Genomic DNA, 21,368 nt, shown 5'->3' with positions numbered 1-21,368 from the left:
AGCGATGCGCCCAGAACGTCTCGGCGATCGGCATCTGCACCTGGCCGCCTTCGGCCAGCGCGGCGAACACGCGCTCGGCTTCCTCGATGCTGTCGACGTCGACATTGATGGTGGTCGAACCGCCCTCGCCGCCGCCCGGGCCATCGGCGGCCATCAGGATCGCGCCCTCGATCTCCAGCTGGCTGTGCGCCACGTGGTCGAGGGTTTCGGCAGGCATCTCGTTGCAGCCCGGCGAACCATCGGACGGCGGCATGTCGCGGTACTTCATCTCCGAGGTGACCTGGCCACCGAGGGCCTTGGCATAGAAGGCCATCGCATCGTGGGCCTGGCCGCTGAAGCCAAGGAAGGGAATCAGTTTCATGGCAATGCTCCGTTGGGTGGTGGTGCCGGGGCGTACCGGCGGATGTGACAGGGAAGATCGATCAGTTTTCCAGCTGTTCCCGCAGACGCTGTTCCTGCTGCTGTAATTCGGGGGTGAAGGCTTCGCCGAAATCCTCGGCGGTGATCAGCGGACGCAGCTCGAGGGTGCCGCCAGCGCCGAACGGGGCACGGCTGGCCCATTCGATGGCCTCGTCCAGCGAGCGCACGTTCCACAGCCAGAACCCGGCGATCTGCTCGCTGGGCGGGCCGAACGGTCCGGCCTGCACCTGCGGCGCGGCGGCGCCAAAATGAATGCGGCGGCCACGGGCAGTGGCGTGCAGGCCCTCACCGGCGAGCATGATGCCGGCGGCGACGAGTTGTTCGTTGTAGGCTCCCATTTCGGCCAGTTCCGCTTCGCTGGGCAGGCGCCCGGCTTCGGAATCGGCGTTGGCTTTGACGATCACCATGACTTTCATGTCGGTCTCCCGTGGGCGGCGGTTTGCGTGCCCTTCATGGGTACGACGAACCGGGGGGACGGGAATCGACAGGTCTGGTGGAATTTTTTTTCCTGCGCCGCAGGCGGCCTTTCGCGCTGCAACATGCCACCACGCAAACCTGCGCCATCATGGAACCCCGCCCCCGCCAGGACCGTGCCATGCAGCAGTACCTGCTCCTCATCTACATCGAACCCGCCCTGCTGCAGGCCCTGCCCAGCGACGCGTTCAATGCACTGATGCGCGACTGCCTCGCCCACGCCGATCAACTGCAGGCCGAAGGCACCCTGCTGGCCGCACAAAAACTGCAGCCGGTCGACACCGCGCAGACCCTGCGCGTGCGCGATGGCCACAGCCGCGTGCTTGATGGCCCCTTCGCTGAAACCCGCGAACTGCTGGCCGGCTTCAACCTCATCCGCGCACGCGACCGCGACGAAGCCATGCGCATCGCCCGCGAATTCCCCTGGGCGCGCTTTGGCAGCATCGAAGTGCGGCCGCTGGAAGACATGGACGCCGAGCGCGTGCGCTGCGGTGCGCCGGCCGCGGCTATGGCAGCAGCCGTACCCTGATCTCGCGCTTGCCGATGCCTTCATTGCCGCTGTAATCGCGTGCACTGCCGCGGATGATGTACTCGCCCGGCGGCAGCGCCGCCGGCTGCCAGCGCCCGGTTTCCATCAGGCCATCGCGCACGGTGTTGGTCGCCAGGTAGCGGAAGCGGGTCACCGCACTGCCATGTACGGTGATGCCGCTGTCCGGCGCATAGGCCACCTTCACTGCCTGCTTCTGCGGCGGCATGCGGTTGAACACGATGTTCCAGCGTGGCTGTTCGTAACCCTGCAGCGGCTGCCCGGCCGCGTCGAGGATCTGGTAACCCACCTGGTAGGGCCCCAACCGGCGGCGCGGCAGGTTGTTGTCCACCTGGTCCCACGCCTCCACCACGATCTGCACGCCACGCCCCTGCCGGGCCAGCATCACCACGCCATCGCTGCCTGCGGACAGCGGCTGGTCGTTGTCATCCAGCAGGCCGACATCTGTGATGCGCGGCGCGAAGTGGTCGGCGTAGCCGGTGAAGCCCAGTGCCACCGCATTGGTCTCGAAACCGCTGGTGCCCACCTGCAAGTGCACGTGCGCCTGGCTGTTGATGCTGCCCAGACGGTCGCCAACGTGGATGCGCGTGCCGCGCCGCACGCGGATGCGCTCCAGCTTGCCGTCCTCGCCGTACAGCGGCTGCCAGCGCGCATCGAACGGCTCACCGGCCGGGGTGCGGCCCACCCGCATGTGGATGTAGTTCAGGCGCCCCACGGCCAGCCCTTCGGCCTGGCCGCCCAGACTCCAGGCCGCAATCGGGCTGCTGATCTTGCCGTCGGCGATGGCCAGCACGGTCTGCCCCACGTCGCCGCGCACATCGAAGCCGGCGTGCAGGTGGTGGCGACTCTCGCCGGTAAAGGTGCCGCGCACTTCGCCCAGCGTGCCGACCACTTCATGCCAACCCTGCTGCGGGGCCAGCGGCCAGCGCCCGCCGGTATCGGGCAGCGCGGCGTCCGCGGCGGGCCCGACCAGCGCCGGTGCCGGCAGCGCGCCCACCGCCAGCGGCCGCACGCGGTGCACGCGGTAACCGGCGGCGTCGGCCACCAGCAGGCTGCCGTCATCCTCCACGGCCAAGCCGCTGGGGCGGGCCAGGCGCGGCAACCGGTCATTGCCGAGCAGCGCGATCTGGTGGCCCTGCGGGGTTACCTGCACGATGCGCCCGCCGAAGTCGCCCACGTACAGCACGCCGTCGTGGGTCGTGGCCAGCGACAGCGGCCCATTGATGACGCCATCGTTGCCGACCACGGTGCTCACCGTGCCATCGGCACCGACGCGGCGCACCGCGTTGTTGAAGAAGTCGGCCACCAGCAGCGCACCGTGCGCATCGAAGGCCAGTGCCACCGGTGTATCGAAGCGGGCCTCGCCACCCACCGCATCGGCGAAGCCGGGGCGATCGCCACCGGCCAGGGTGCGCACGTTGCCATCGGTACCGATCACCCGGATGCGGTCGTTCCAGGTATCAGCCACGAACACCTGGCCCTGCGCGTCCACGGCAATGCCCATCGGGCCATCGAAGCGCGCCTGCGCGGCCGGGCCATCGGCAAAGCCCTGCGTGCCGCCGGCCACGGTGGTCACCTGGCCATCGGTGTCGATGCGGCGGATCGCATGGTTGCCGGTGTCGGCCACGTACAGGTTGCCGTGCGCGTCGGCGGCGATGCCCGACGGCGTATTGAAGCGCGCCTGCGGGCCCGGCCCATCGGCCAGGCCTTCGCCCTGCCCGGCCACCGTTTCAACGCGTCCATCGGGAAGGCGGCGGCGGATGCGGTTGTTGTCGCCGGCATCGGTGAAATACACGCTGCCATCGGCGGTGCGCAGCAGCGCATAGGGTTCGGCGAAGCGCGCCTGGGCCGAGGCGCCGTCGCGGTCGCCGGGGTGGCCATCACCGGCCAGCGGCTCGATCTGCGCGGTCCAGGCCAGCGGCGTGGGCTGCGGGCCAACGGATGCATCCGGTGCCTGCGCGGGGCGTTCCCACCAGGTGGCCGCAAGCGCGGTTGCCGTTGCCACCACCACTACCCCTACCGCCATCCATTGCCGCCGTGCCATCGCTCGCGTTCGCCCTGCCCTGAAAGAGGCCACGACGATAGACGCTGGCTGCAACGGCGTCGAGCGCGGCACTTGTAACGCTGCTGCAATCGGGCTTCAATCGGCGCACTCCATGGAAGGTGGCCTGCATGTCCCGTCCTGCGCTCGCTGTGCTGTTCGCCGCTGTACTGCTGGCCCCGGCGGCCACCTCGTGGGCACGCGGGAGCGCAGCCCCGCTTCCCGCAGCAGACACCGGGACCTCCATCGAGGCCCAGGCTGCGCACGCTGAGCGGCTGATGGACGATGGCCGTGTCCTGGAGGCGTCGCTGGCCCTGGATACCCTGCTCGCGGACCCACGCCTGGACTCGGCGCCAGTCGATGTGCGGGTACAGGCGCTGAGCGCCGCCGCGTATGCCGCCGGTGCCCTGCGCCAGTACCCGCTGGCCACCGAGCGCGCGCAGCGGGCCATCGCCCTGGCCCCGGATGCCGTGCTGCCGCTGTTCACCCTGAGCTCGATCGAAAGCGCACAGGGCCACGCAAAGCCAGCCGCCATGCTCATGGTGCGGGCCATCGGCCATGCGGTGGGACCGCTGCGGATTCCGCTGGATCATGTCGACCAGATGCAACGCGGCCTCATCCAGGCACCTACGGAACGTCGCGAGCTGCTGCAGGCCCTGTTCGACAACCACTGGCTGAGCGATGGCGACGAACCGTCCGACCTGTGGCTGATCCTGGCGGGACTGCAGCACGACGCCGGCAACGGCGATGCAGTGCGCGCGACGATTGCGCGCATTGATGGCCCGATGGAACTGATCCAGCTACGCAGCGACAAGCGCTTCGATGCCTACATCGATCGTGCCGATCCGCGTTTCAACCCGCGCATGGCCGCACAGCGCCAGCTCGATGCGCAGCGCGTGCGCGCCTCGCTCAACCAGGACGTGGATGCGAGCCTCGCCCGCCTCGCCGCTGCCGCGCTGATGCTGGGCGACAACGCGCAGGTAATGGCCATCACCGATGACACCGCCAAGGCCGTTGCCGAAGGCCTGCACTTCGTCGGCCCGCAGCTGAAGTGGGGGCCGGCGCTGCTGGCCAGCCGCGCCACCGCCCAGCACCGGCTGGGCCAGCCCGATGCCGCAGTGGATACCCTGCGCATTGCCGTACGGATGACCGAAGGCACGCCCCATGCCTCGGTGCAGCAGCTGAATCTCGGTCTGCTGCTTACAGCACTCGGCCGCTACGAGGAGGCACAGGCCGCCGTGGCCACAACCGCGCCGCTGACTGGCTACGCCACCGCCCAACGGCATTACATCCGCTTCATCGCCGCGCAGCAGAGGGGCGACAAGACCGCAGCCGCTGACGCCGCACGCGGCGTGTCCGAGCAGGGACCGGCGGCCGCCGACCTGCTCTACCAACTGCCACTGGCGGCAGGACGGATGAACGAAGCGACGGTCATGCTGATCGTGCAGCTGGAATCGGTGAAGCTGCGCAGCAGCGCGTTGCTGGCGTTGCAGGAGATGCGCAACGCGCCGACGCTGCCCGCCGACGCTGCCCTGCAGGCGCGCTGGCGCGAACTGGTGGCCCGGCCCGAAGTGCAGGCCGCCCTCGCCGAGGTGGGGCGCATTGATCGCTATGACCTGTTCGCCAGCGATCGCATCCGCTGAGCCTACTTCGCCGGTACTTCGCTGCGGATGCCCATCGCCTCGCGATAGCGCGTGTACAGCGCCATCACCTTGTCCACGTAGGCCAGGGTTTCGGCATACGGCGGCACGCCCTTGTAGCGGGTGACCGCGCCGATGCCGGCGTTGTAGGCGGCCGCTGACAGCGCGCGGTCGCCGTTGTAGCGGCGCAGCAGCGCACGCATGTAGCGCGCCCCGCCGTCGATGGACTGCTGTGGCGAGAACGGATCACGCACGCCGTATTCCAGCGCGGTCTCGGGCATCAGCTGCATCACGCCCTGCGCGCCCTTGCTGGAGACGGCCAGCGCATCGAAGTTGCTTTCGGCGTGGGCGATCGCGCGCAGCCAAGCGTCGTCGACGCCGGTGGCCTTGGCGGCTGCCTTGAACTGCCTGGCGTGCTGGGCCAGCTGCGGCTTTCCGACCTTGCCCAGGCCCTCGTGGGCGGGCTCACCGGGCGGGGTGGCGACGGTGAACTTCAGGAACACCCGTGAGCCCGGCAGGTTGCGGGTGGAGTAGACCAGCTTCCCGTCCTGCTCGCGTTCGTACAGCACGCCGCTGAACACGCCCATGTTGCCCCACAGGTTGGGGGCCTGGATGGCGTTGTCGTCGATCTCCTTCGGCGTACAGCGCGAGCCGGGCTCTGGTGCGGTGGCGAGGCTGACCGTGTTGCCCTGCACGCAGCGGTAGACCGTGCGGGCGCTGGCCAGGCCCGGCAGCAGCAACAGCGCAACGAGGGCGAGGCGGAGGGTCATGGCGGCCGGATGATCCGGCTGCGCCCGCTAATTCCGGGTGAATGGGGTGGGAGGCGACACGGTAGAGTCGACCGTTGGTCGACTGCTCCCCCGTTCAGAATGCGAAAAACATCGCGCTGCGCGCGGTAGTCGACCAACGGTCGACTCTACCCATTCCTGCTCCGCAGCCAGTACCCCGCGCCCAGCAGCACGAACCACACCGGGCTGGCTACCAGCGCCTGGCGGGTGTCGGCCTGCAGGCTCAGCAGTACCAGCACGCCGGCGAAGAACACCAGGCAGGCCCAGCACATGGCAACGCCACCGGGCATCTTGAAGATCGAGGCGGCGTGGCGCTCCGGGTAGCGGCGGCGGTAGACCATGTAGGCCACCAGGATCAGCGACCAGACGAAGATGAAGAGCACCGTCGCCAGCGTCGTCACCAGGGTGAAGGCGGTCACCAGGTTCGGGATCAGGTAGATCAGCAGGGTGCCACCCAGCAGGCACAGGCACGAGAACAGCAGGCCGCGGGCCGGCACCGCCGCGCGTGACAGGCGCGACAGACCGCGCGGGGCGTGGCCCTCTTCGGCCAGGCCGTACAGCATGCGGCTGGTGGAGAAGATGCCGCTGTTGGCCGACGACGTGGCCGAGGTCAGCACCACGAAGTTGATCAGACTGGCCGCGGCGGGGATTCCGGCCAGCACGAACAGCTGCACGAACGGGCTCTTGTCCGGCACCACCTGGCGCCACGGCGTCACCGCCATGATCGCGACCAGGGCCAGCACGTAGAAGATGATGATGCGCACCGGGATAGAGTTGATCGCCTTGGGCAGGTTGCGCTCCGGGTCGGCGGTTTCGGCGGCGGTGGTGCCCACCAGCTCGATGCCGACGAAGGCGAACACCGCGATCTGGAAGCCGGCGAAGAAGCCGACCAGGCCCATCGGGAACATGCCGCCGTCATTCCACAGGTTGGACAGCGAGGCGGTATGGCCGCTGGGCGAGGTGAAGCCCCAGGCCACCAGGCCGGCACCGGTGATGATCAGCGCGCAGATGGCCACGATCTTGATCAGCGCGAACCAGAACTCCATCTCGCCGAACAGCTTCACCGTCACCAGGTTCAGACCCAGCAGCAGCATCACGCACAGCAGTGCCGGTATCCACGCCTGCAGTTCGGGGAACCAGAACTGCGCGTAGGCGGCGATGGCGATGACATCGGCGATGGCGGTGACGATCCAGCAGAACCAGTACGTCCACCCGCAGAAGAACCCGGCCCAGGGGCCGAGCAGGTCGGTGGAGAAGTCGATGAAGGACTTGTACTGCAGGTTGGACAGCAGCAGCTCGCCCATCGCGCGCATCACGAAGAACAGCATCGCGCCGATGATGAGGTAGACGAACAGGATGGACGGACCGGCCAGGCTGATGGTCTTGCCCGATCCCATGAACAGGCCGGTACCGATGGCACCGCCGATGGCGATCAGTTGCAGGTGGCGGTTGGACAGGCTGCGGCGCAGGTGTTCGGGGGGCGTGGCGGGCTCGGTCATGGGCGCGGGAAGGGGCGGGTGAAGCCTCCGACGGTAGTCCTCTGCGGCGCCGAGCGCCAGCGCTGGAAGGGCTGAAAGCGTCAAATTGGAGGCGCACGCGTCCCAACCATTTCCCCCCGGGGCCGCAACATGCTCAGATAGCGCATCCGACCAAGGACTGGCCCGCCATGCGCAGCGCCCTGCCCCGCCCCCTGGAAAACCTGCCATGAGCCGCCTGGGCGTCATCATCGCCGCGACCCTGCTGGCGATCCTGGCGGCCGTCGTGCCGATCACCGCGATGGTCTACGCCACCTGGAACAGCGCGGTCGGCCTGGAACAGGAGCGCCTGCACGAGATCGCCGAGCGTGCCCTGCGCCGCGCTGACGTCTCCTACCAGGAATCGCTGGCCGTGCTGAAGGCCGCCGAAGCCTCGCGCCTGCCGCCCTGCAGCCCCGAGCACGTGCGGCGCATGCAGACGCTGGTGATGACCACGCCCTCGGTCGACCAGATGGGCTACTTCGAGGCGGGCAAGCTGCGCTGCACCTCCTGGGGCATGTTCGAGGGCGACGTCGACACGCCCACGCCCGACCACGTCACCAGCGATGGCGCGGGCATCAAGGTGGACGTGCGCCCGCAGGCCACCGAGCAGCGCAAGGTGCTGTCCATTCTCTACGGCTCCTACGACACCCTGGTCGATCCGCGCCGCTTCGTCGATGTCATCGCCGATCCACAGGTGCGCCTGGCCCTGGCCAGCCCCGACGGCCGCCTGCTGTCCAAGCAGGACGGCATCAACCCGGACCTGCTGCTGCAGCAGCTGCGCCAGCCCGGCGAGGGCCTGGACGACGACACCCTGTACGCCACGGCCCGCAACAACGAGTGGCTGGCCATTGCCACCGGCCCGCGTACCGCCCTGGCCGCCACCTTCCGCCAGCAGGCCTGGCTGTTCGTGCCGGTGGGCCTGCTGCTGGCCGCTGCCGGCGCCGGCGTGGTGATCTGGCTGTCGCGCCGTCGCCTGTCGCTGCGCGGCGAACTGTCCATCGCCATCCGCCGCCGCGAGCTGTACCTGCACTACCAGCCCATCATCGAACTGGAGACCGGCATCTGCGTCGGTGCCGAGGCGCTGGTGCGCTGGCAGCGTCCGGATGGCACCCAGGTGCGCCCGGACATCTTCGTGCCGCTGGCCGAGGAGCACGGCCTGATCGCCGCACTCACCGACCTGGTGATCGAGAACGTGGTGTCGGACATGCGCGAACTGCTGGTGCATGACCGCAGCGCGCACATCGCCATCAACCTTGCGGCCGAGGACATCATCAGCGGTCGCGCGTTGAAGTCGATCACCCAGCGCATGGCCGGCAGCGGCATCCTGCCGCAGCAGATCTGGCTGGAAGCCACCGAGCGCGGTTTCCTCGATGCCGACCGCGCCCGCACCATGCTGGCCGCCGCACGCCGTGCCGGCCACAGCATCGCCATCGACGATTTCGGCGTGGGCTATTCCAGCCTGCAGTACCTGGAGCAGCTGCCGCTGGACGCGCTGAAGATCGACAAGTCGTTCGTCGATGCCATCGGCACCGAGAGCGCGACCAGCCCGGTTACCCCGCACATCATCGACATGGCCAAGGAGCTGGGCCTGTGGGTGGTGGCCGAGGGCGTGGAGACCGAACCGCAGCTGGCCTACCTGCACAGCCAGCAGGTGCAGTTCGGCCAGGGCTGGCTGTTCTCGCGGCCGCTGCCGCGCGATGCGTTCATCGCCTTCCACCACCAGCGCCAGCAGCGCTACGGCACCGCGCGGGAGGACATGCAGAACCCGCGCAGCGTGCCGATCGAGCGGGCCGCCGCGGAGTAGATCCACGCCATGCGTGGATGACGCAGCCCTGGTAGTGCCAGCCGCTGGCCGGCATTCCCATGCAACAGCCGCTACCCCCAGGCCTTCGGCCGCGCCCACAACCACGCCGCACACACCGCCAGCAGCAGCAACGGCAACCACGCCAGCTGCCCGGCCCCCACCGACTGCAGCACCACGCCGCCGGCCATGCCACCGGCGGCAATCGCCAGGTTCCAGCCGGTCACCAGCATCGACTGCGCCAGGTCCGCCGCCGCGCCCGCACGCCGCGCCACCGCGGTCTGGAACAGCGTCGGCACCGCGCCAAACGCTACGCCCCACAGCACGCTGGCCAGCAGCAGCACCTGCGGCACGCCCGGCCACAGCAGCAGGGCCAGCACCGCCAGCACGAAGCCGGCCACGGCCGCCCACACCAGCGCGCGCAGATGGCGATCCACGCCCCAGCCGGCAATGCCGATGCCGGCGACGGCCGCCACGCCAAACGCCAGCAGCACGCGGTCCAGCCAATGCTGCGCGTTGGCCAGGATCGCCAGCGGCTCGATGTAGGTGTAGAGCACGTTGTGCGCCAGCACGTACAGCGCCATCACCAGCAGCGTGCTGCGTACCCCGGGCAGCCGCCAGACGCGGCCCAGCGGCGTGCGCTGGCGGCCACCGGCCGCCGGCAGCGCAGGCACCGCCCAGCGCACCCAGCCCAGCAGCAGCACCGCCAGCAGGGCCATCAGCCCGAAGGCCCAGCGCCAGCCGATCTGCTGGCCCAGCAGCGTGCCCGCCGGCACACCCAGCGACAGCGCCAACGGTGAACCGACCATCGCCACCGCGATCGCCCGCCCCTGCAGTTCGGGCACCACCAGGCGCGCGGCATAGCCGGCCACCAGCGACCACAGCAGGCCGGCACCCACGCCGGCCAGGAACCGCACCACCAGCAGCAGTGTGTAGTTGCTGGTCAACGCGGTCAGCGCATTGACCACCACGAAGCCAGCAATCGCCGCCAGCAGCAAAGGCCGACGCGGCAGCCGCTGGGTCAGCGCGGTCATCGGCAACGCCGCCAGCACCGAGCCCAGTGCATACACGCTCACCAACTGCCCCACTGCCGCATCGCTCACGCCCAGGCTCTGCCCCATCGGCCGCAGCACGCCGGCCGGCAGGGTTTCGGTCAGCAGGGTGATGAAGCTGGCACCGGCCAGTGCCAGCAGGCCATTCCATGGCAGACGCGTGGCCTCGCCCGCAGGCGACGATGCATCGACGGCATGCCCGCTCATCGCACCGCCTCCAGATCGCGGTACACCGCATCGCGCAACTCATCGACGAAGGCCCCGTGCATGCCTTCGTACAGCGTGTTGGTGAGGGCCACCACGCTGAGGCCACGCGCGGGATCGACAAACCAGCTGTGGCCATAGGCACCGCCCCAGCGCCACGTGCCCACGCCCTGCGGCGTGCCCGAAGCGGCCGCATCACGCAGCACCGCAAAGCCCAGGCCGAAGCCCCAGCCCGGCGGATCGGGCGGTCCGTCTTCGCCCGCCTGCAAAGCCCCCATCTCTGCAGCCAGCTCCGGCGGCAGCAACGCAGAGGCCTGCACATCGCGCAGCGCTTCGAGCACGGTCATCACCTCATCGGCGCTGCCGATCAGCCCGGCACCGGCCGAGGCATAGCGACTGGGGTCGGTGGCGCGCGCCAGGCTGTATTCGATGCCCACCGTGCCGTCGAAGGGCGCGACGACTTCGCCTTCCTGCAGCCGGTGCGGCACAGGCGCATCGCTCACATAGGGCGTCGCCAGGCGCGCGCCCTGCGTGGTGCTTAAGCCGGTATCGCGCAGGCCCAGCGGCTGTGCCAGCAGGCGATCGAACAACTGCTGCAGCGTCTGCCCGCTCGCGGCTTCGGCCACGGCACCGGCCACATCCACGCCCAGCGAATACAGCCACTGGCTGCCCGGCGCGAACAGCAGCGGCACCTGGCCGATGCGCTGCACGTTGTCCTGCAGGCTCAGCGGGTTCGCATCCATGCCATCGCTTACACCCGCACGCGCATACGGCCCCTGCGCATCCGCTTCCAGGAAGCGATAGCCGAGACCGCTGGTGTGGCTCAGCAGCTGCCGCAGGCTGATCGGCGGCACGCTGCCATCGTCCAATGCCGGGCGGAAGGTCGGCAGCCAGCGCTGCACGGGTACATCGAGGTCCAGCACGCCGTCGGCCACCAGGCGCAGGATCACAGCGGTCAGCAGCGGCTTGCTCACCGAGGCCAGGCGGAACAGCTGGTCGCGCTGCATCGGCGTGGCTGCCTCGCGGTCGGCCAGGCCGGTGGCGCTGGCGTGGCGCAGCACACCGTGCTCGCGCACCAGCACCACCGCGCCCACCAGGCGCTGCGGGTGGGCCTGCTGCAGCACGTGGGCCACGCCGGGCAATGTGGGCATGGGTTCGTCGAGAGGAAGAGCGTTCATGGGGCAATCCTTTGGGGGAGGGTCGCCACGTTAGGCAGCCTGCGCCGCCGCAAAAAGCGGGTCAGCGCTCCGTGCTTCGTGGACCCCCAGGTCCGCAATCGGCGGACTGCGCGGACTGCCACGGCGCACCGGCCCTGCACCGCAGTGTTGCAACGGCCCGCTGGCCGCCCGCGGCAACTGGCCCTACCCTGCGGTTTTCCCGCCGCACTTCCGCATGTCCGTCCTCGACAATCTCGCCAACCTGCAGACCTTCGTGCATGCAGCCGACACCCGCAGCTTCGTCGAGACCGGCCGCCTGCAGGGCATCTCCGCCTCGGCTGCCGGCAAGTGCGTGGCGCGGCTGGAACACGCGCTGGGCGTGCGCCTGTTCCACCGCAGCACGCGCAGCATCACCCTCACTGCCGAGGGTCAGCTGTTCCTGGCGCGCTGCCGCCGCATCCTCGCCGAGCGCGATGCCGCGCGCACCGAACTGGCCCAGCCGCACGCCGCACCCAGCGGCACCCTGCGCATCAGCCTGCCGCTGGTGGGCGACCTGACCCTGCCGCTGCTGGCCGATTTCATGGCCGCCTACCCGGACATCCGCCTTGACTTGGATTTCAGCGACCGCCTGGTCGATGTCATCGAAGAAGGCTTCGATGCCGTGCTGCGCGTGGGCGAACCCAGCGATTCGCGGATGAACGCCCGGCGCCTGGGCGTGTTCCCGCGGCGCATCGTCGCCTCACCGGCCTACCTGCAGCGGCGCGGCGTGCCCAAGGCGCCGTCCGACCTGTTGCAGCACACGCTGCTGCACTACAAATTCCCCAGCAGCGGCAAGCTGGAACCGTGGCCGATCCAGTGGCCGCATGAAGAGGCCGCGCAGGAACTGCCCGTGCACATGGTCGCCAACACCATCGAAGCGCGGGTGGAACTGGCCCTGCGCGATATCGGCCTGGCCTTCGTGCCGGTGCACTCCGTGCGCGATGCCATCGCCGATGGCCGCCTGGTCACCGTGCTGGACGAGCACGTGCATTCCTGCGGCACCTTCCACCTGCTGTGGCCCTCCGGCCGCCATGTGCTGCCGAAGCTGCGGGTGTTCATCGATTTCATCGGCGCGCGGCTGGATACCGTCCCGTAACCCGGCCGCACACCGTCGCGTAGCCCAGTAGATCCACGCCATGCGTGGATGACGTGACCGTCGCCACCGCGACCATTCAGCCACCCGCGCTATACTGCCCGCTCATTTCTCCAAGAGGCTCGCGACCAATGCGCCAGTGATGCCGCCGTCTTTCCACTAGACGGCCCGACTCTTCCCGCCCCTGTGCGCAGGGGAGAACCAGGCATCCCATGGAGGTCGCATGACCACGCATTCCCTCGCGCTCGATCGCGTGTCCTATCGGTTGGCCGATGGCCGATCGCTGTTTTCCGAACTCTCGTTTTCCTTTGAACCGGTGGCTACCGGCCTGGTCGGTGCCAATGGCACCGGCAAGAGCGTGCTCACGCGCCTGCTGGCCGGGCAACTGACGCCCGACAGCGGCCAGGTACGCGGCAGCGGCCGGGTCTTCCTGCTGCCCACGCCGGGCTACCCGCCACGCGGCACCGTGGGCGAACTGGCCGGCGTCGGCGCTGAGCTGGCGGCACTGGAACGCATCGAAGCCGGCAGCATCGACGAAGCCGATTTCGCCTGCATCGGTGATCGCTGGGACCTGCGCGAACGCCTGCAGCAGCAATGGCGTGCCCTCGGCCTGCCCGAGGATCTGCAGCCCACACAGCCGGCCGCGCGCCTCAGCGGTGGCCAGGCCATGCGCGTTGCATTGTCCGGCGCATGGGCCAGCGGCGCCGACTGGCTCATCCTCGACGAGCCCAGCAACCACCTGGATGCACGCAACCGCCAGCAGCTGTACCAGCAATTGCAGCAGTGGCCGGGCGGGCTGCTGGTGATCAGCCACGACCGCGAGCTGCTGGCCCACATGCAGCAGATCGTTGAACTGGACGCGCACGGGCTGCATCGCTATGGCGGGCCGTGGCAGCACTACGCCGATGCACGCGCTGCCGAGCGCGAAGCTGCGGCCGCCCAGCTCGACCATGCCCGCGCCCAGCACCGCCAGCAGCAGCGCAGCGCGCGCGAGCAGCACGAGCGCCAGCAACAGCGGCAGGCGCGCGGCAACCGCGATGCGAAACAGGCCAACCAGGCGCCGATCCTGCTGGGCGGTCAGAAGCAGCGTGCCGAGGCCACCCAGGGCCGTGCGCAGCAGATCCAGGGCGACCGCCTGCAGGCCAGCGCGCAGCAGCTGCGCAGTGCCGCCGCAGCCGTGCAGGCAGCCCCCGAACTTGCACTGTTTGCCAGCGAGGGCGAGCGTGGCAGCGCGCGGCTGCTGCAGGCCCACGACCTGGTGTTGCCGCATGGCTGCAGCGCACCGTTGCAGCTGGATATCCGCCGTGGCCAGCGCATTGCCGTGGTCGGTGACAACGGCAGCGGCAAGTCCACTCTGCTGCGCGTGCTGGCGGGCCAGAGGGATGCGCGCGCGGGCGAGGTGCAGCGGCATGCACCGCTCGCCCTGCTGGACCAGCAGCTGCTGGCACTGGCTGGCGATCGCAGCATCCTCGATACGGTGCAGTCGGCCAATCCCACGACCGACCCCGCCGAGCTGCGCACGCGGCTTGCCCTGCTCGGGCTGGACGCACAGCGCATCCAGCGGCCGGCCAGCAGCCTCAGCGATGGCGAGCGGGTGAAGGGCGCGCTGGCCAGCGTGCTCTATGCGCAACCGGCACCACAGCTGTTGCTGCTGGACGAGCCCGGCAACGCACTGGACCTGAACGCGCTGCAGGCGCTGGAGTCACTGTTGGGTGCATGGGAAGGCGGCCTGGTGATGGTGAGCCATGACACCCACCTGCTGCGCGCATTGCGGCCGACGCAGGTGCTGCAGGTGGGAGCCGAGGGCTGGCAATGGCGCGATGCAGACCCGGGGTCGGATCCCTTTTGCGAAGCAAAAGGGCTCTGACCCCGGCCCGATGACCCCGCCATCCACGCATGGCGTGGATCTACTGGTCTGGTTGTGCCCCGCCATCCACGCATGGCGTGGATCTACTGGTCTGGTTGTGCCCCGCCATCCACGCATGGCGTGGATCTACCAGTAGAGCCACGCCACGCGTGGATGCTTCTGCCCTCAGCGCTTCCACACCGGGAACGCCTGCGGCAACTGCTGCCACAACAACGGTCCCGCGCGCAGCTCACTGTCATTGAGCAGGCACGCATCCAACGTCGCACGCACCGCGCGCTCATCCATGTGCACGCCAATCACCACCAGCTCCTGCCGACGGTCACCCCACAGTGGGTGCCACAGACGCGCCATCGCCGCATGCGCATCCCCATCGGGGAATTCCTCCACCCCGGGCAACGGCGCGCTCCAGCAGTCCGCCTGCTGCCGCGCCCAGCCCAGGTCGCTGTAGGGCAGCGGCGTCGGCGGCAGCAGCGGCGTGGTGTCCTCATCGCCGGCACGCACACGCTCGCGCGCCGCGTACCAGAAGCCAGCCGCCTGCGTGCGCGTCGCCGCGCCCACGCTGCTCAGTTCGCCCACCCAGTCCATGCGGTTGGCCAGCCAGAACCAGCCCTTGCTGCGGATCACCCCGGGCATGCCCTCCTGCAGCGCGCGGGCGAAACGGCCCGGATGGAACGGCCGGTGCGATCGATAGACGAAACTGTCGATGCCGTATTCCTCGGTCTCCGGCGTGTGCTCGCCACGCAGTTCCTTCACCCAGCCCGGCGCCTGCTGCGCACGGTCGAAATCGAAGCGACCGGTGTCCAGCAGCTCGCGCAGCGGCACATCGCCAAACGACGACAGCAGCAGCTTGGCATCGCGGTTCAGGCCACGCAGCACCGCCAGCGTGTCCTGCAGCACGTCCTCATCGGTCTGCTCGACCTTGCTCACCACGATCACGTCGGCAAACTCCACCTGCTCGCACAGCAGGTCGACCACGCCGCGGTCATCGTCCGGGCCGGCCTGCTGGCCGCGCTCGGCCAGGCGCAGGGTCGAGCCGAAGTCGGCCAGGAATGCGCTGCCATCGACCACGGTCACCATCGTGTCCAGCCGCGCGATGTCGCTCAGGCTGAAGCCGTGTTCGTCGCGCACGGCGAAAGTGGCGGCCACCGGCATGGGCTCGCCGATGCCGGTCGATTCGATCAGCAGGTAGTCATAGCGGCCGGCGTCGGCCAGGCGTCGTACTTCCTGCAGCAGGTCGTCGCGCAGGGTGCAGCAGATGCAGCCATTGCTGAACTCAACCAGCGTTTCCTCGGTACGGCGCAGCTCGGCGCCCCCGTCGCGCAGCAGCTGCGCATCGATGTTCACTTCGCTCATGTCGTTGACGATGACCGCCACGCGCAGGCCGTCGCGGTTGCGCAGGATCTGGTTGAGCAGGGTGGTCTTGCCGGCGCCAAGGAAGCCGGACAGCACGGTGACCGGCAGGCGGCGGTCGGCGCGGGAAACAGGGTTCATGCGGGGCGGAGGGCTGCGGATGGAAATGTTACTATATAACATTAAACGGGCACGACGACGCTGCGGTGGGGTTGCCGGCCAGCGGACGGCACTACCGGGCTGAAGCGTAGAGTCGAGCTTGCTCGACTGCCCCGCCCGGGCTATTTGCCGTAGCGGCGCAGCAGCTCCACCAGCACTTCCGCCTCGGCCGCCCGCTGCTGCGGGTCCTCGGCGGCCACCACGTGTTCCTGCAGGTGCTCGTGCAGCAGCTCCATCAGCAGGCTGTGGGCAGCGCCGCGCACGGCCGCCACCTGCACCAGCACGTCCGCGCAGTCGCCCGCGGCCCCCTCGGGGCGGTCCAGTGCCTGTTCCAGCGCTGCCACCTGGCCGCCGATGCGGCGCACCCGGGTCAGCAGTTGTTTCCGGTTCTTGTGTACATGTGCCATGGCCGTATCGTATACCCTACGGGGGTATCCTTCCACTCACGAATGCCCCCATGCACCTGGACGCCCTCGCCGCCTCCCGCCGCCACGACCACCGGTTCGACGACGGCAATCCGCTGGCCGAACGCAACACCCGCCGCGCCATGTGGCTCACCGTCAGCATGATGTTCATCGAGATCTTCGGTGGCTGGTGGTTCAACTCCATGGCCGTGCTGGCCGATGGCTGGCACATGAGCTCGCACGCCCTGGCGCTCGGCCTCTCGGTGTTCGCCTACCGCTGCGCGCGGCGCTATGCGCACGATCCGCGCTTTGCCTTCGGCACCTGGAAGATCGAGATCCTGGCCGGCTACACCAGTGCCATCGCCCTGCTCGGCGTGGCCGCGCTGATGGCCGTGCAGTCGCTGCAGCGCCTGTGGGTACCGGCGCCCATCCACTACGACGAGGCCATCCTCATCGCCGTGGTCGGCCTGGGCGTGAACCTGCTGTGCGCCTGGTGGCTGCACGACAGCCCGGGCCACGCCCACCCTCATCACGGGCACGGGCACGGGCACGGCCATGATCACCATGACCACGATCACTCCCATGGGCATGCGCATGGCCACGCGCACGGGCATGACCTCAACCTGCGCTCGGCCTACATGCACGTGCTGGCCGACGCCGCGACCTCGGTGCTGGCCATCGTCGCCCTGCTGGGCGGCAAGCTGTGGGGTGCCGCCTGGCTGGACCCGGTAATGGGCCTGGTCGGTGCGGTGCTGGTGACGGTCTGGGCGGTCGGCCTGCTGCGCGACAGCGGTCGCGTGCTGCTGGATGCGCAGATGGATGCGCCGGTGGTGGCTGAAGTACGCGAAGTGATCGAACAGGGCCCGTGGCCGGTGCGCCTGGCCGATCTGCACGTTTGGCAGGTGGGCCGCGGCAAGTACGCGGTGGCTGCCAGCGTGGTTACCAGCGATGCCGACCTGGATGCCGACCAGCTGCGCAGGGCGCTGGCCGTGCACGAGGAACTGGTGCATGTGACGTTGGAGATCCATCGCACGGCGTGAGGGTGCGGGTTTGCCGGCCAGCGGCCGGCACTACCGTTCAGAGCTTCAACAGCATCCGCAGCAGGTACAGCTTCAACGGCAGCGCGCTCAGCACCGCGCCGCCGATGCCCAGCCACGCGTAGCGCTCGTCGCGTGCCCGTGCCGCCACGGCCAGGCCCAGCCCGACCACGGCCGAGGCCAGCACGCCCACGCTCAGCCCGGCCGCCGGTGCGCTCCCACCGAAGGCCAGCGCCGCCAGCCAGCCTGCGCCCCACCCGGCCAGCAGTCCCAGCCAGCTCGCCAACCCGCACCACGGTGCCTTGCCCTGTGCCATCGCAGTTCCCTGGTTCTTGCCGATTATCGGTACGGGCAGGCCCCGCCCCCGCCCTACACTAGCCGCACCTGCCCCGTCGGGACATCCCATGCACGCGCTGCGCCCGCTGTTGCCCGGTGTCCTCCTGCTGCTGGCCGCCTGTTCCGGCGGCACCCAGCTGCCGTTCTCCTCCGATCCCCTGCAGGGCTGCTTCACCACCAGCACGCGCAAGCCCGCCGAGTTCCGCATCGACAAGGAAGGCGGCCAGTACTTCGTCTCCTTCGAGCGCGACGGCCACTGGCAGCGCGAACCCAACGCCCTCAGCCAGGCCAGCCGCAGCGACATCGCCCGCTACTTCCGCGACGATGCCGAGCAGATCGACAGCGCGCTCCTCCGCCGCGCCGGGGGCTTCGGCCTGTTCCACACCACGCGCGGTGCCTCGATGAAGGCAAAGGCCAGTGACAGCGACTACATGGCCCTGCTGCTGATCGGCGCCGGGCCGGTGTATGCGGTGAAGTGCGACTGATCTGCAACTTTCCTGATGGCGTAGCGCCGCAGCACATCCGAGGCTGGCCACTTTGGGGGCCTCACCATGCTTTTGTCGCTGCTGCTCGCCGTGGTGCAGGTCATCACCACCGGTGCCTATGACGAGGTACGCCAGGCCAACGATGGCCGCACCCTGGTACTGCGCACCATCGATTGGGACACCGACGATGGGGAGCGCACCCGGGTCACGGTGCACTGGCAGCTGCTGGACGACGGCAGCATGCTGTATGAGTACTCGCGGCAGCCGCCAGCGACGCAGGCCGTGCATCGCCGCGCCTGCACACTGCGGGACGCCGAGCCCTCCAGCGGCGTCAGCTTCCTGGCCGGTGAGGGCACCACCCACGGTTTTGCCTGCACCAGCACCCCATAGCGCAGGCCCGCCCCCCTGCAGGGCTCACGGCCGGTCGGGTACCATGCCCTCCCCCGCCCAGCCCCGGTACCCGCCGTGCCCCATTACACCGGCCCCCTGCTCACCCGCGACAGCGCCGACACCCTGCGCCGCGCGCACGACAAGGGCGCTGCCGACTGGCAGGGCTCGCTCGACCTGGGCCGCAGCGAGGAAACGGTCGGTCTGGACGCCGAGGGCTTCAGCTTCCGCGGCCAGCACTACCCGTGGCCGGGCAAGCTGAAGGACCGCACGCTGTACTACTGGGACGGCGAGGACTTCGCCTCGATCTCGCGGTTCAGCGGCTCGCTCATCAAGCTGGTGCCCACCGAATGGGGCGCGCCCACCTTCGAGATCGACGGCATCAAGATGCTGCCGACCTCCAAGCTGTCGCCGTTCGAAGACGCGCGCCGCAAGGTCGAACTGGTCGCCCCGGCTGGCAAGTCCATCCTCGATACCTGTGGTGGCCTCGGCTACTTCGCCGCGTGCGCGCTGGAAGCCGGCGTCGGCCAGATCCGTTCGTTCGAAAAGAACGCCGACGTGATGTGGCTGCGCACGCTCAATCCGTGGTCGCCTGATCCAGACTCCGCGGCCGCCGGTGGTCGCCTGCACTTCGGCCAGGGCGATGTCTCGCAGCAGATCGAGCAGGTCGCCAGCAACAGCGTCGATGCCATCCTGCACGACCCGCCGCGCTTCGGCATCGCTGGTGAACTGTATTCGCAGGCGTTCTACGATCACCTGGCCCGCGTCATCCGCAAGGGCGGCCGCCTGTTCCACTACACCGGCGCGCCGAACAAACTGACCAGCGGCCGCGACGTGCCGCGCGAAGTGGCCAAGCGCCTGGAAAAGGCCGGCTTCAAGGCCGAGCTGGCGCTGGACGGCGTACTGGCCGTCAAGCGCTGATCCTTATCTGCTGGCCATCATTCGTAATTGACCTTGGCCAGCGTCTTCACCCACTGCGGCACGACCGGTTCCGTGCCGTAGTAGTCCTTCGGCTTCTTCTCGGCCATCGCCCAACGGTGCAGCCAGCTGGGGCCATAGCGCCCGTCATAGCCCTCGGTACCACGCGCATACGCCGGGTCACGCACGGCCTCTTCCAGCGATACAAAGCGGTAGCCACGCCGCTTGGTCGCGGCCACCAGCTCGGCGAAGGTTGCTGCATTCAGTTCGTTGGCATGCATCAGCCACACCTGCGGCAGCGCGTAGCCCAGCAGCGCCTGCGACTGCTGTTCGTAGTAGTCCAGCTTGTTCAGCATGTACGGCACATAGCCCTTGCGCAGGCGCGCCAGCGTCGCATCGCGTTCGGGTGAATCCGGCTGCTCGTTCATCACGTTGGCATAGGCGAAGGCCCACACCCACTCGCCGTTGTCGACGGTCACCGGCGCAATGCGGTAGCCGTGCTCGTCGAAGAACGTCTCCATCACCGCGCGATCCTGCGGCGTGCGGCCGGCACGCAGGTAGGGGTGGCGCATCCACTGCGGCACCTGGCCACGCTCGGCCAGCAACGGCTTCAGCACTTCTTCGCCGCGCAGGAAATCCTGCTGGAAGGCGGCCACGCCCTTGGCGTTCAGATCCATGTGCGACCAGGTGTGGTTGCCCAGCTCATAGCCGGCATCGCGCCAGTCGCGCAGCATCTGCACGCGCGCCGGCTGCACCACGCCGTCCACTTCCAGCTTGTTGCCGTTGACGAAGCCGACCACCGGCACACCGGCCTGGTGCAGCTGCGCCATCAGCGCCTCGTGCCGCGCCTGCAGGTCCGCCGGCACGATCTCGTCCAGGCGCGCCCACGGCAGGTCATCGATGGTCACCGCAATACGGCGGTCGACTTCACCCGCCTGCGCCACCAGCGAGAGCAGCAGCAGGGGCACGGCACGCAGCAACGAACGCATCGGCAGATCCTTGTTCCGGCAGGAACGGCCACTCTACCTGCGCGCGGCACGGTGCAGCCAGTCGCCTCGACCAGCGCTGCTTCAACCCGCTATGTAACGCGGCGGCACGTGCGCGGTCAGCCACACACCGTTGGCCGACTGGTAGAAGCTGTGGCCATCGGCATGCATGCGCCCCGCATCCACGCTGAGGATCACCGGCGTACCGCGGCGCGAGCCCACCTGGAAGGCGGTGGCGCGGTCCGGCGACAAGTGCACATGTTGGCGCTCACCCGGGCGCAGGCCCTCGCTGGCAATCGCTTCGAGGAAGCGCGGCACGGTGCCGTGGTACAGCCACGGCGGCGGCTCAAGCGCCGCCAGGCCAAGGTCCACCTTGATCGAGTGGCCCTGGCTGGCGCGGATACGCTGGCCGTCATCGCTGATCGCAAAGCGCTGCTTGTCGTTGTCGCGCACCAACTGCTGCAGACCATCGCGGTCCAGCCGCACACCATGCGCGGGCAACCGCGCCAGCAGGTCATCGATGCCGGCCCATCCCTGCGCATCCAGCGGCAGGCCGATCTTCTGCGGTTCATGCCGCAGTACCAGGCTCAGGAACCTGCTGGCCCGTACGAATGAAATATCCTTTTCCATCGGCATAGCGTGACGCACGCGGGCCACTTACGCCAG

Annotated in this window: 21 protein-coding genes; 9 read left to right on the top strand and 12 right to left on the bottom strand. The window is 69.0% G+C overall.

What is annotated here, in order from left to right:
• Both C1925_RS02640 and C1925_RS02635 read right to left on the bottom strand, forming a co-directional pair.
• On the bottom strand, nucleotides 1-361 hold a 361-nt coding region (locus tag C1925_RS02640; RefSeq protein ID WP_108770593.1), incomplete at its 3' end, for a VOC family protein.
• A 61-nt stretch (nucleotides 362-422) separates the two neighbouring features.
• Nucleotides 423-836 (bottom strand): YciI family protein, encoded by a 414-nt coding sequence (locus C1925_RS02635; protein ID WP_108767577.1) that lies wholly within the window; start codon nucleotides 834-836, stop codon nucleotides 423-425.
• Nucleotides 837-1,015: 179 nt separating this feature from the next.
• On the opposite strand from C1925_RS02635, the gene C1925_RS02630 reads away from it, so the two are divergent.
• Nucleotides 1,016-1,423: a YciI family protein gene (locus C1925_RS02630; protein ID WP_108767576.1), complete on the top strand. Its 408-nt coding sequence runs from the start codon at nucleotides 1,016-1,018 to the stop codon at nucleotides 1,421-1,423.
• Here the strand turns inward: C1925_RS02630 and C1925_RS02625 are convergent.
• Nucleotides 1,401-3,485 carry an NHL repeat-containing protein gene (locus tag C1925_RS02625; RefSeq protein WP_108767575.1) on the bottom strand — a complete coding sequence of 695 codons (2,085 nt, stop codon included), beginning with the start codon at nucleotides 3,483-3,485 and terminating at the stop codon, nucleotides 1,401-1,403. The genes C1925_RS02630 and C1925_RS02625 overlap by 23 nt on opposite strands.
• Before the next feature lie 128 nt (nucleotides 3,486-3,613).
• Here C1925_RS02625 and C1925_RS02620 point away from each other — a divergent pair, with 128 nt between their 5' ends.
• Complete coding sequence (locus C1925_RS02620) at nucleotides 3,614-5,125, top strand: hypothetical protein (RefSeq protein WP_159097465.1); 1,512 nt, start codon at nucleotides 3,614-3,616, stop codon at nucleotides 5,123-5,125.
• Between the two features lie 2 nt (nucleotides 5,126-5,127).
• Here the strand turns inward: C1925_RS02620 and C1925_RS02615 are convergent, their stop codons facing one another.
• Together C1925_RS02615 and cycA are read right to left on the bottom strand one after the other, a co-directional pair.
• A complete protein-coding gene (locus tag C1925_RS02615; protein WP_108767573.1) occupies nucleotides 5,128-5,892 on the bottom strand; it encodes a lytic transglycosylase domain-containing protein in 765 nt (254 codons plus the stop codon).
• Nucleotides 5,893-6,038: 146 nt separating this feature from the next.
• Nucleotides 6,039-7,409 (bottom strand): D-serine/D-alanine/glycine transporter, encoded by a 1,371-nt coding sequence (gene cycA, locus C1925_RS02610; protein ID WP_108767572.1) that lies wholly within the window; start codon nucleotides 7,407-7,409, stop codon nucleotides 6,039-6,041.
• Nucleotides 7,410-7,614: 205 nt separating this feature from the next.
• Here cycA and C1925_RS02605 point away from each other — a divergent pair, with 205 nt between their 5' ends.
• On the top strand, nucleotides 7,615-9,231 hold the full coding sequence (locus C1925_RS02605) for an EAL domain-containing protein (RefSeq protein ID WP_108767571.1): 1,617 nt from the start codon (nucleotides 7,615-7,617) through the stop codon (nucleotides 9,229-9,231).
• A 71-nt stretch (nucleotides 9,232-9,302) separates the two neighbouring features.
• Here C1925_RS02605 and C1925_RS02600 read toward each other — a convergent pair whose 3' ends face one another.
• Together C1925_RS02600 and C1925_RS02595 are read right to left on the bottom strand one after the other, a co-directional pair.
• The gene (locus tag C1925_RS02600; protein WP_108767570.1) at nucleotides 9,303-10,487 is read right to left on the bottom strand and encodes an MFS transporter; all 1,185 of its coding nucleotides are present in this window, start codon (nucleotides 10,485-10,487) and stop codon (nucleotides 9,303-9,305) included.
• On the bottom strand, nucleotides 10,484-11,662 hold the full coding sequence (locus C1925_RS02595) for a serine hydrolase domain-containing protein (protein WP_108767569.1): 1,179 nt from the start codon (nucleotides 11,660-11,662) through the stop codon (nucleotides 10,484-10,486). Before C1925_RS02595 ends, C1925_RS02600 begins: the two co-directional genes overlap by 4 nt.
• Before the next feature lie 214 nt (nucleotides 11,663-11,876).
• Here C1925_RS02595 and C1925_RS02590 point away from each other — a divergent pair, with 214 nt between their 5' ends.
• Nucleotides 11,877-12,776: a LysR family transcriptional regulator gene (locus tag C1925_RS02590; protein WP_108767568.1), complete on the top strand. Its 900-nt coding sequence runs from the start codon at nucleotides 11,877-11,879 to the stop codon at nucleotides 12,774-12,776.
• Nucleotides 12,777-12,996: 220 nt separating this feature from the next.
• Nucleotides 12,997-14,640, top strand: a complete 1,644-nt coding sequence (locus tag C1925_RS02585) for an ATP-binding cassette domain-containing protein (protein ID WP_108767567.1) — start codon at nucleotides 12,997-12,999, stop codon at nucleotides 14,638-14,640.
• A 165-nt stretch (nucleotides 14,641-14,805) separates the two neighbouring features.
• On the opposite strand, the gene C1925_RS02580 is transcribed toward C1925_RS02585, so the two are convergent.
• Together C1925_RS02580 and C1925_RS02575 are read right to left on the bottom strand one after the other, a co-directional pair.
• The gene (locus C1925_RS02580) at nucleotides 14,806-16,131 is read right to left on the bottom strand and encodes a GTP-binding protein (RefSeq protein WP_108767566.1); all 1,326 of its coding nucleotides are present in this window, start codon (nucleotides 16,129-16,131) and stop codon (nucleotides 14,806-14,808) included.
• A gap of 140 nt (nucleotides 16,132-16,271) precedes the next feature.
• The gene (locus C1925_RS02575; protein WP_079220449.1) at nucleotides 16,272-16,556 is read right to left on the bottom strand and encodes a metal-sensing transcriptional repressor; all 285 of its coding nucleotides are present in this window, start codon (nucleotides 16,554-16,556) and stop codon (nucleotides 16,272-16,274) included.
• 50 nt (nucleotides 16,557-16,606) lie between these two features.
• Here C1925_RS02575 and dmeF point away from each other — a divergent pair, with 50 nt between their 5' ends.
• The gene (dmeF, locus tag C1925_RS02570; RefSeq protein WP_108767565.1) at nucleotides 16,607-17,593 is read left to right on the top strand and encodes a CDF family Co(II)/Ni(II) efflux transporter DmeF; all 987 of its coding nucleotides are present in this window, start codon (nucleotides 16,607-16,609) and stop codon (nucleotides 17,591-17,593) included.
• A 37-nt stretch (nucleotides 17,594-17,630) separates the two neighbouring features.
• On the opposite strand, the gene C1925_RS02565 is transcribed toward dmeF, so the two are convergent.
• A complete protein-coding gene (locus tag C1925_RS02565) occupies nucleotides 17,631-17,906 on the bottom strand; it encodes a hypothetical protein (protein ID WP_108767564.1) in 276 nt (91 codons plus the stop codon).
• 88 nt (nucleotides 17,907-17,994) lie between these two features.
• Here C1925_RS02565 and C1925_RS02560 point away from each other — a divergent pair, with 88 nt between their 5' ends.
• The 3 genes from C1925_RS02560 (at nucleotide 17,995) to C1925_RS02550 (ending at nucleotide 19,719) form a co-directional block, all read left to right on the top strand.
• Nucleotides 17,995-18,411, top strand: a complete 417-nt coding sequence (locus C1925_RS02560) for a hypothetical protein (protein WP_108767563.1) — start codon at nucleotides 17,995-17,997, stop codon at nucleotides 18,409-18,411.
• A gap of 66 nt (nucleotides 18,412-18,477) precedes the next feature.
• Nucleotides 18,478-18,801, top strand: coding sequence for a hypothetical protein (locus C1925_RS02555; RefSeq protein WP_108767562.1), 324 nt, complete (start codon nucleotides 18,478-18,480; stop codon nucleotides 18,799-18,801).
• Between the two features lie 75 nt (nucleotides 18,802-18,876).
• Nucleotides 18,877-19,719, top strand: coding sequence for an MnmC family methyltransferase (locus C1925_RS02550; RefSeq protein ID WP_108767561.1), 843 nt, complete (start codon nucleotides 18,877-18,879; stop codon nucleotides 19,717-19,719).
• Nucleotides 19,720-19,736: 17 nt separating this feature from the next.
• Here the strand turns inward: C1925_RS02550 and C1925_RS02545 are convergent, their stop codons facing one another.
• Both C1925_RS02545 and C1925_RS02540 read right to left on the bottom strand, forming a co-directional pair.
• A complete protein-coding gene (locus tag C1925_RS02545; RefSeq protein WP_108767560.1) occupies nucleotides 19,737-20,705 on the bottom strand; it encodes a polysaccharide deacetylase family protein in 969 nt (322 codons plus the stop codon).
• 81 nt (nucleotides 20,706-20,786) lie between these two features.
• Nucleotides 20,787-21,332 carry an RNA 2'-phosphotransferase gene (locus C1925_RS02540; protein ID WP_254051374.1) on the bottom strand — a complete coding sequence of 182 codons (546 nt, stop codon included), beginning with the start codon at nucleotides 21,330-21,332 and terminating at the stop codon, nucleotides 20,787-20,789.
• Between the last annotated feature and the right edge of the window lie 36 nt (nucleotides 21,333-21,368).

The organism is Stenotrophomonas sp. SAU14A_NAIMI4_5, from assembly GCF_003086795.1.
In the GTDB taxonomy this organism is placed as follows: Bacteria; Pseudomonadota; Gammaproteobacteria; order Xanthomonadales; family Xanthomonadaceae; genus Stenotrophomonas.
The sequence above is the reverse complement of the archived record's forward strand: the minus strand, read 5'-3'. Positions and strand labels throughout refer to the sequence as shown.

What these genes read in the sequence shown, in the direction of transcription:
- C1925_RS02635 (WP_108767577.1), bottom strand. Translation starts at nt 836, where the DNA reads ATGAAAGTCATGGTGATCGTCAAAGCCAACGCCGATTCCGAAGCCGGG.
- C1925_RS02630 (WP_108767576.1), top strand. Translation starts at nt 1,016, where the DNA reads ATGCAGCAGTACCTGCTCCTCATCTACATCGAACCCGCCCTGCTGCAG.
- C1925_RS02625 (WP_108767575.1), bottom strand. Translation starts at nt 3,485, where the DNA reads ATGGCACGGCGGCAATGGATGGCGGTAGGGGTAGTGGTGGTGGCAACG.
- C1925_RS02620 (WP_159097465.1), top strand. Translation starts at nt 3,614, where the DNA reads ATGTCCCGTCCTGCGCTCGCTGTGCTGTTCGCCGCTGTACTGCTGGCC.
- C1925_RS02615 (WP_108767573.1), bottom strand. Translation starts at nt 5,892, where the DNA reads ATGACCCTCCGCCTCGCCCTCGTTGCGCTGTTGCTGCTGCCGGGCCTG.
- cycA (WP_108767572.1), bottom strand. Translation starts at nt 7,409, where the DNA reads ATGACCGAGCCCGCCACGCCCCCCGAACACCTGCGCCGCAGCCTGTCC.
- C1925_RS02605 (WP_108767571.1), top strand. Translation starts at nt 7,615, where the DNA reads ATGAGCCGCCTGGGCGTCATCATCGCCGCGACCCTGCTGGCGATCCTG.
- C1925_RS02600 (WP_108767570.1), bottom strand. Translation starts at nt 10,487, where the DNA reads ATGAGCGGGCATGCCGTCGATGCATCGTCGCCTGCGGGCGAGGCCACG.
- C1925_RS02595 (WP_108767569.1), bottom strand. Translation starts at nt 11,662, where the DNA reads ATGAACGCTCTTCCTCTCGACGAACCCATGCCCACATTGCCCGGCGTG.
- C1925_RS02590 (WP_108767568.1), top strand. Translation starts at nt 11,877, where the DNA reads ATGTCCGTCCTCGACAATCTCGCCAACCTGCAGACCTTCGTGCATGCA.
- C1925_RS02585 (WP_108767567.1), top strand. Translation starts at nt 12,997, where the DNA reads ATGACCACGCATTCCCTCGCGCTCGATCGCGTGTCCTATCGGTTGGCC.
- C1925_RS02580 (WP_108767566.1), bottom strand. Translation starts at nt 16,131, where the DNA reads ATGAACCCTGTTTCCCGCGCCGACCGCCGCCTGCCGGTCACCGTGCTG.
- C1925_RS02575 (WP_079220449.1), bottom strand. Translation starts at nt 16,556, where the DNA reads ATGGCACATGTACACAAGAACCGGAAACAACTGCTGACCCGGGTGCGC.
- dmeF (WP_108767565.1), top strand. Translation starts at nt 16,607, where the DNA reads ATGCACCTGGACGCCCTCGCCGCCTCCCGCCGCCACGACCACCGGTTC.
- C1925_RS02565 (WP_108767564.1), bottom strand. Translation starts at nt 17,906, where the DNA reads ATGGCACAGGGCAAGGCACCGTGGTGCGGGTTGGCGAGCTGGCTGGGA.
- C1925_RS02560 (WP_108767563.1), top strand. Translation starts at nt 17,995, where the DNA reads ATGCACGCGCTGCGCCCGCTGTTGCCCGGTGTCCTCCTGCTGCTGGCC.
- C1925_RS02555 (WP_108767562.1), top strand. Translation starts at nt 18,478, where the DNA reads ATGCTTTTGTCGCTGCTGCTCGCCGTGGTGCAGGTCATCACCACCGGT.
- C1925_RS02545 (WP_108767560.1), bottom strand. Translation starts at nt 20,705, where the DNA reads ATGCGTTCGTTGCTGCGTGCCGTGCCCCTGCTGCTGCTCTCGCTGGTG.
- C1925_RS02540 (WP_254051374.1), bottom strand. Translation starts at nt 21,332, where the DNA reads ATGGAAAAGGATATTTCATTCGTACGGGCCAGCAGGTTCCTGAGCCTG.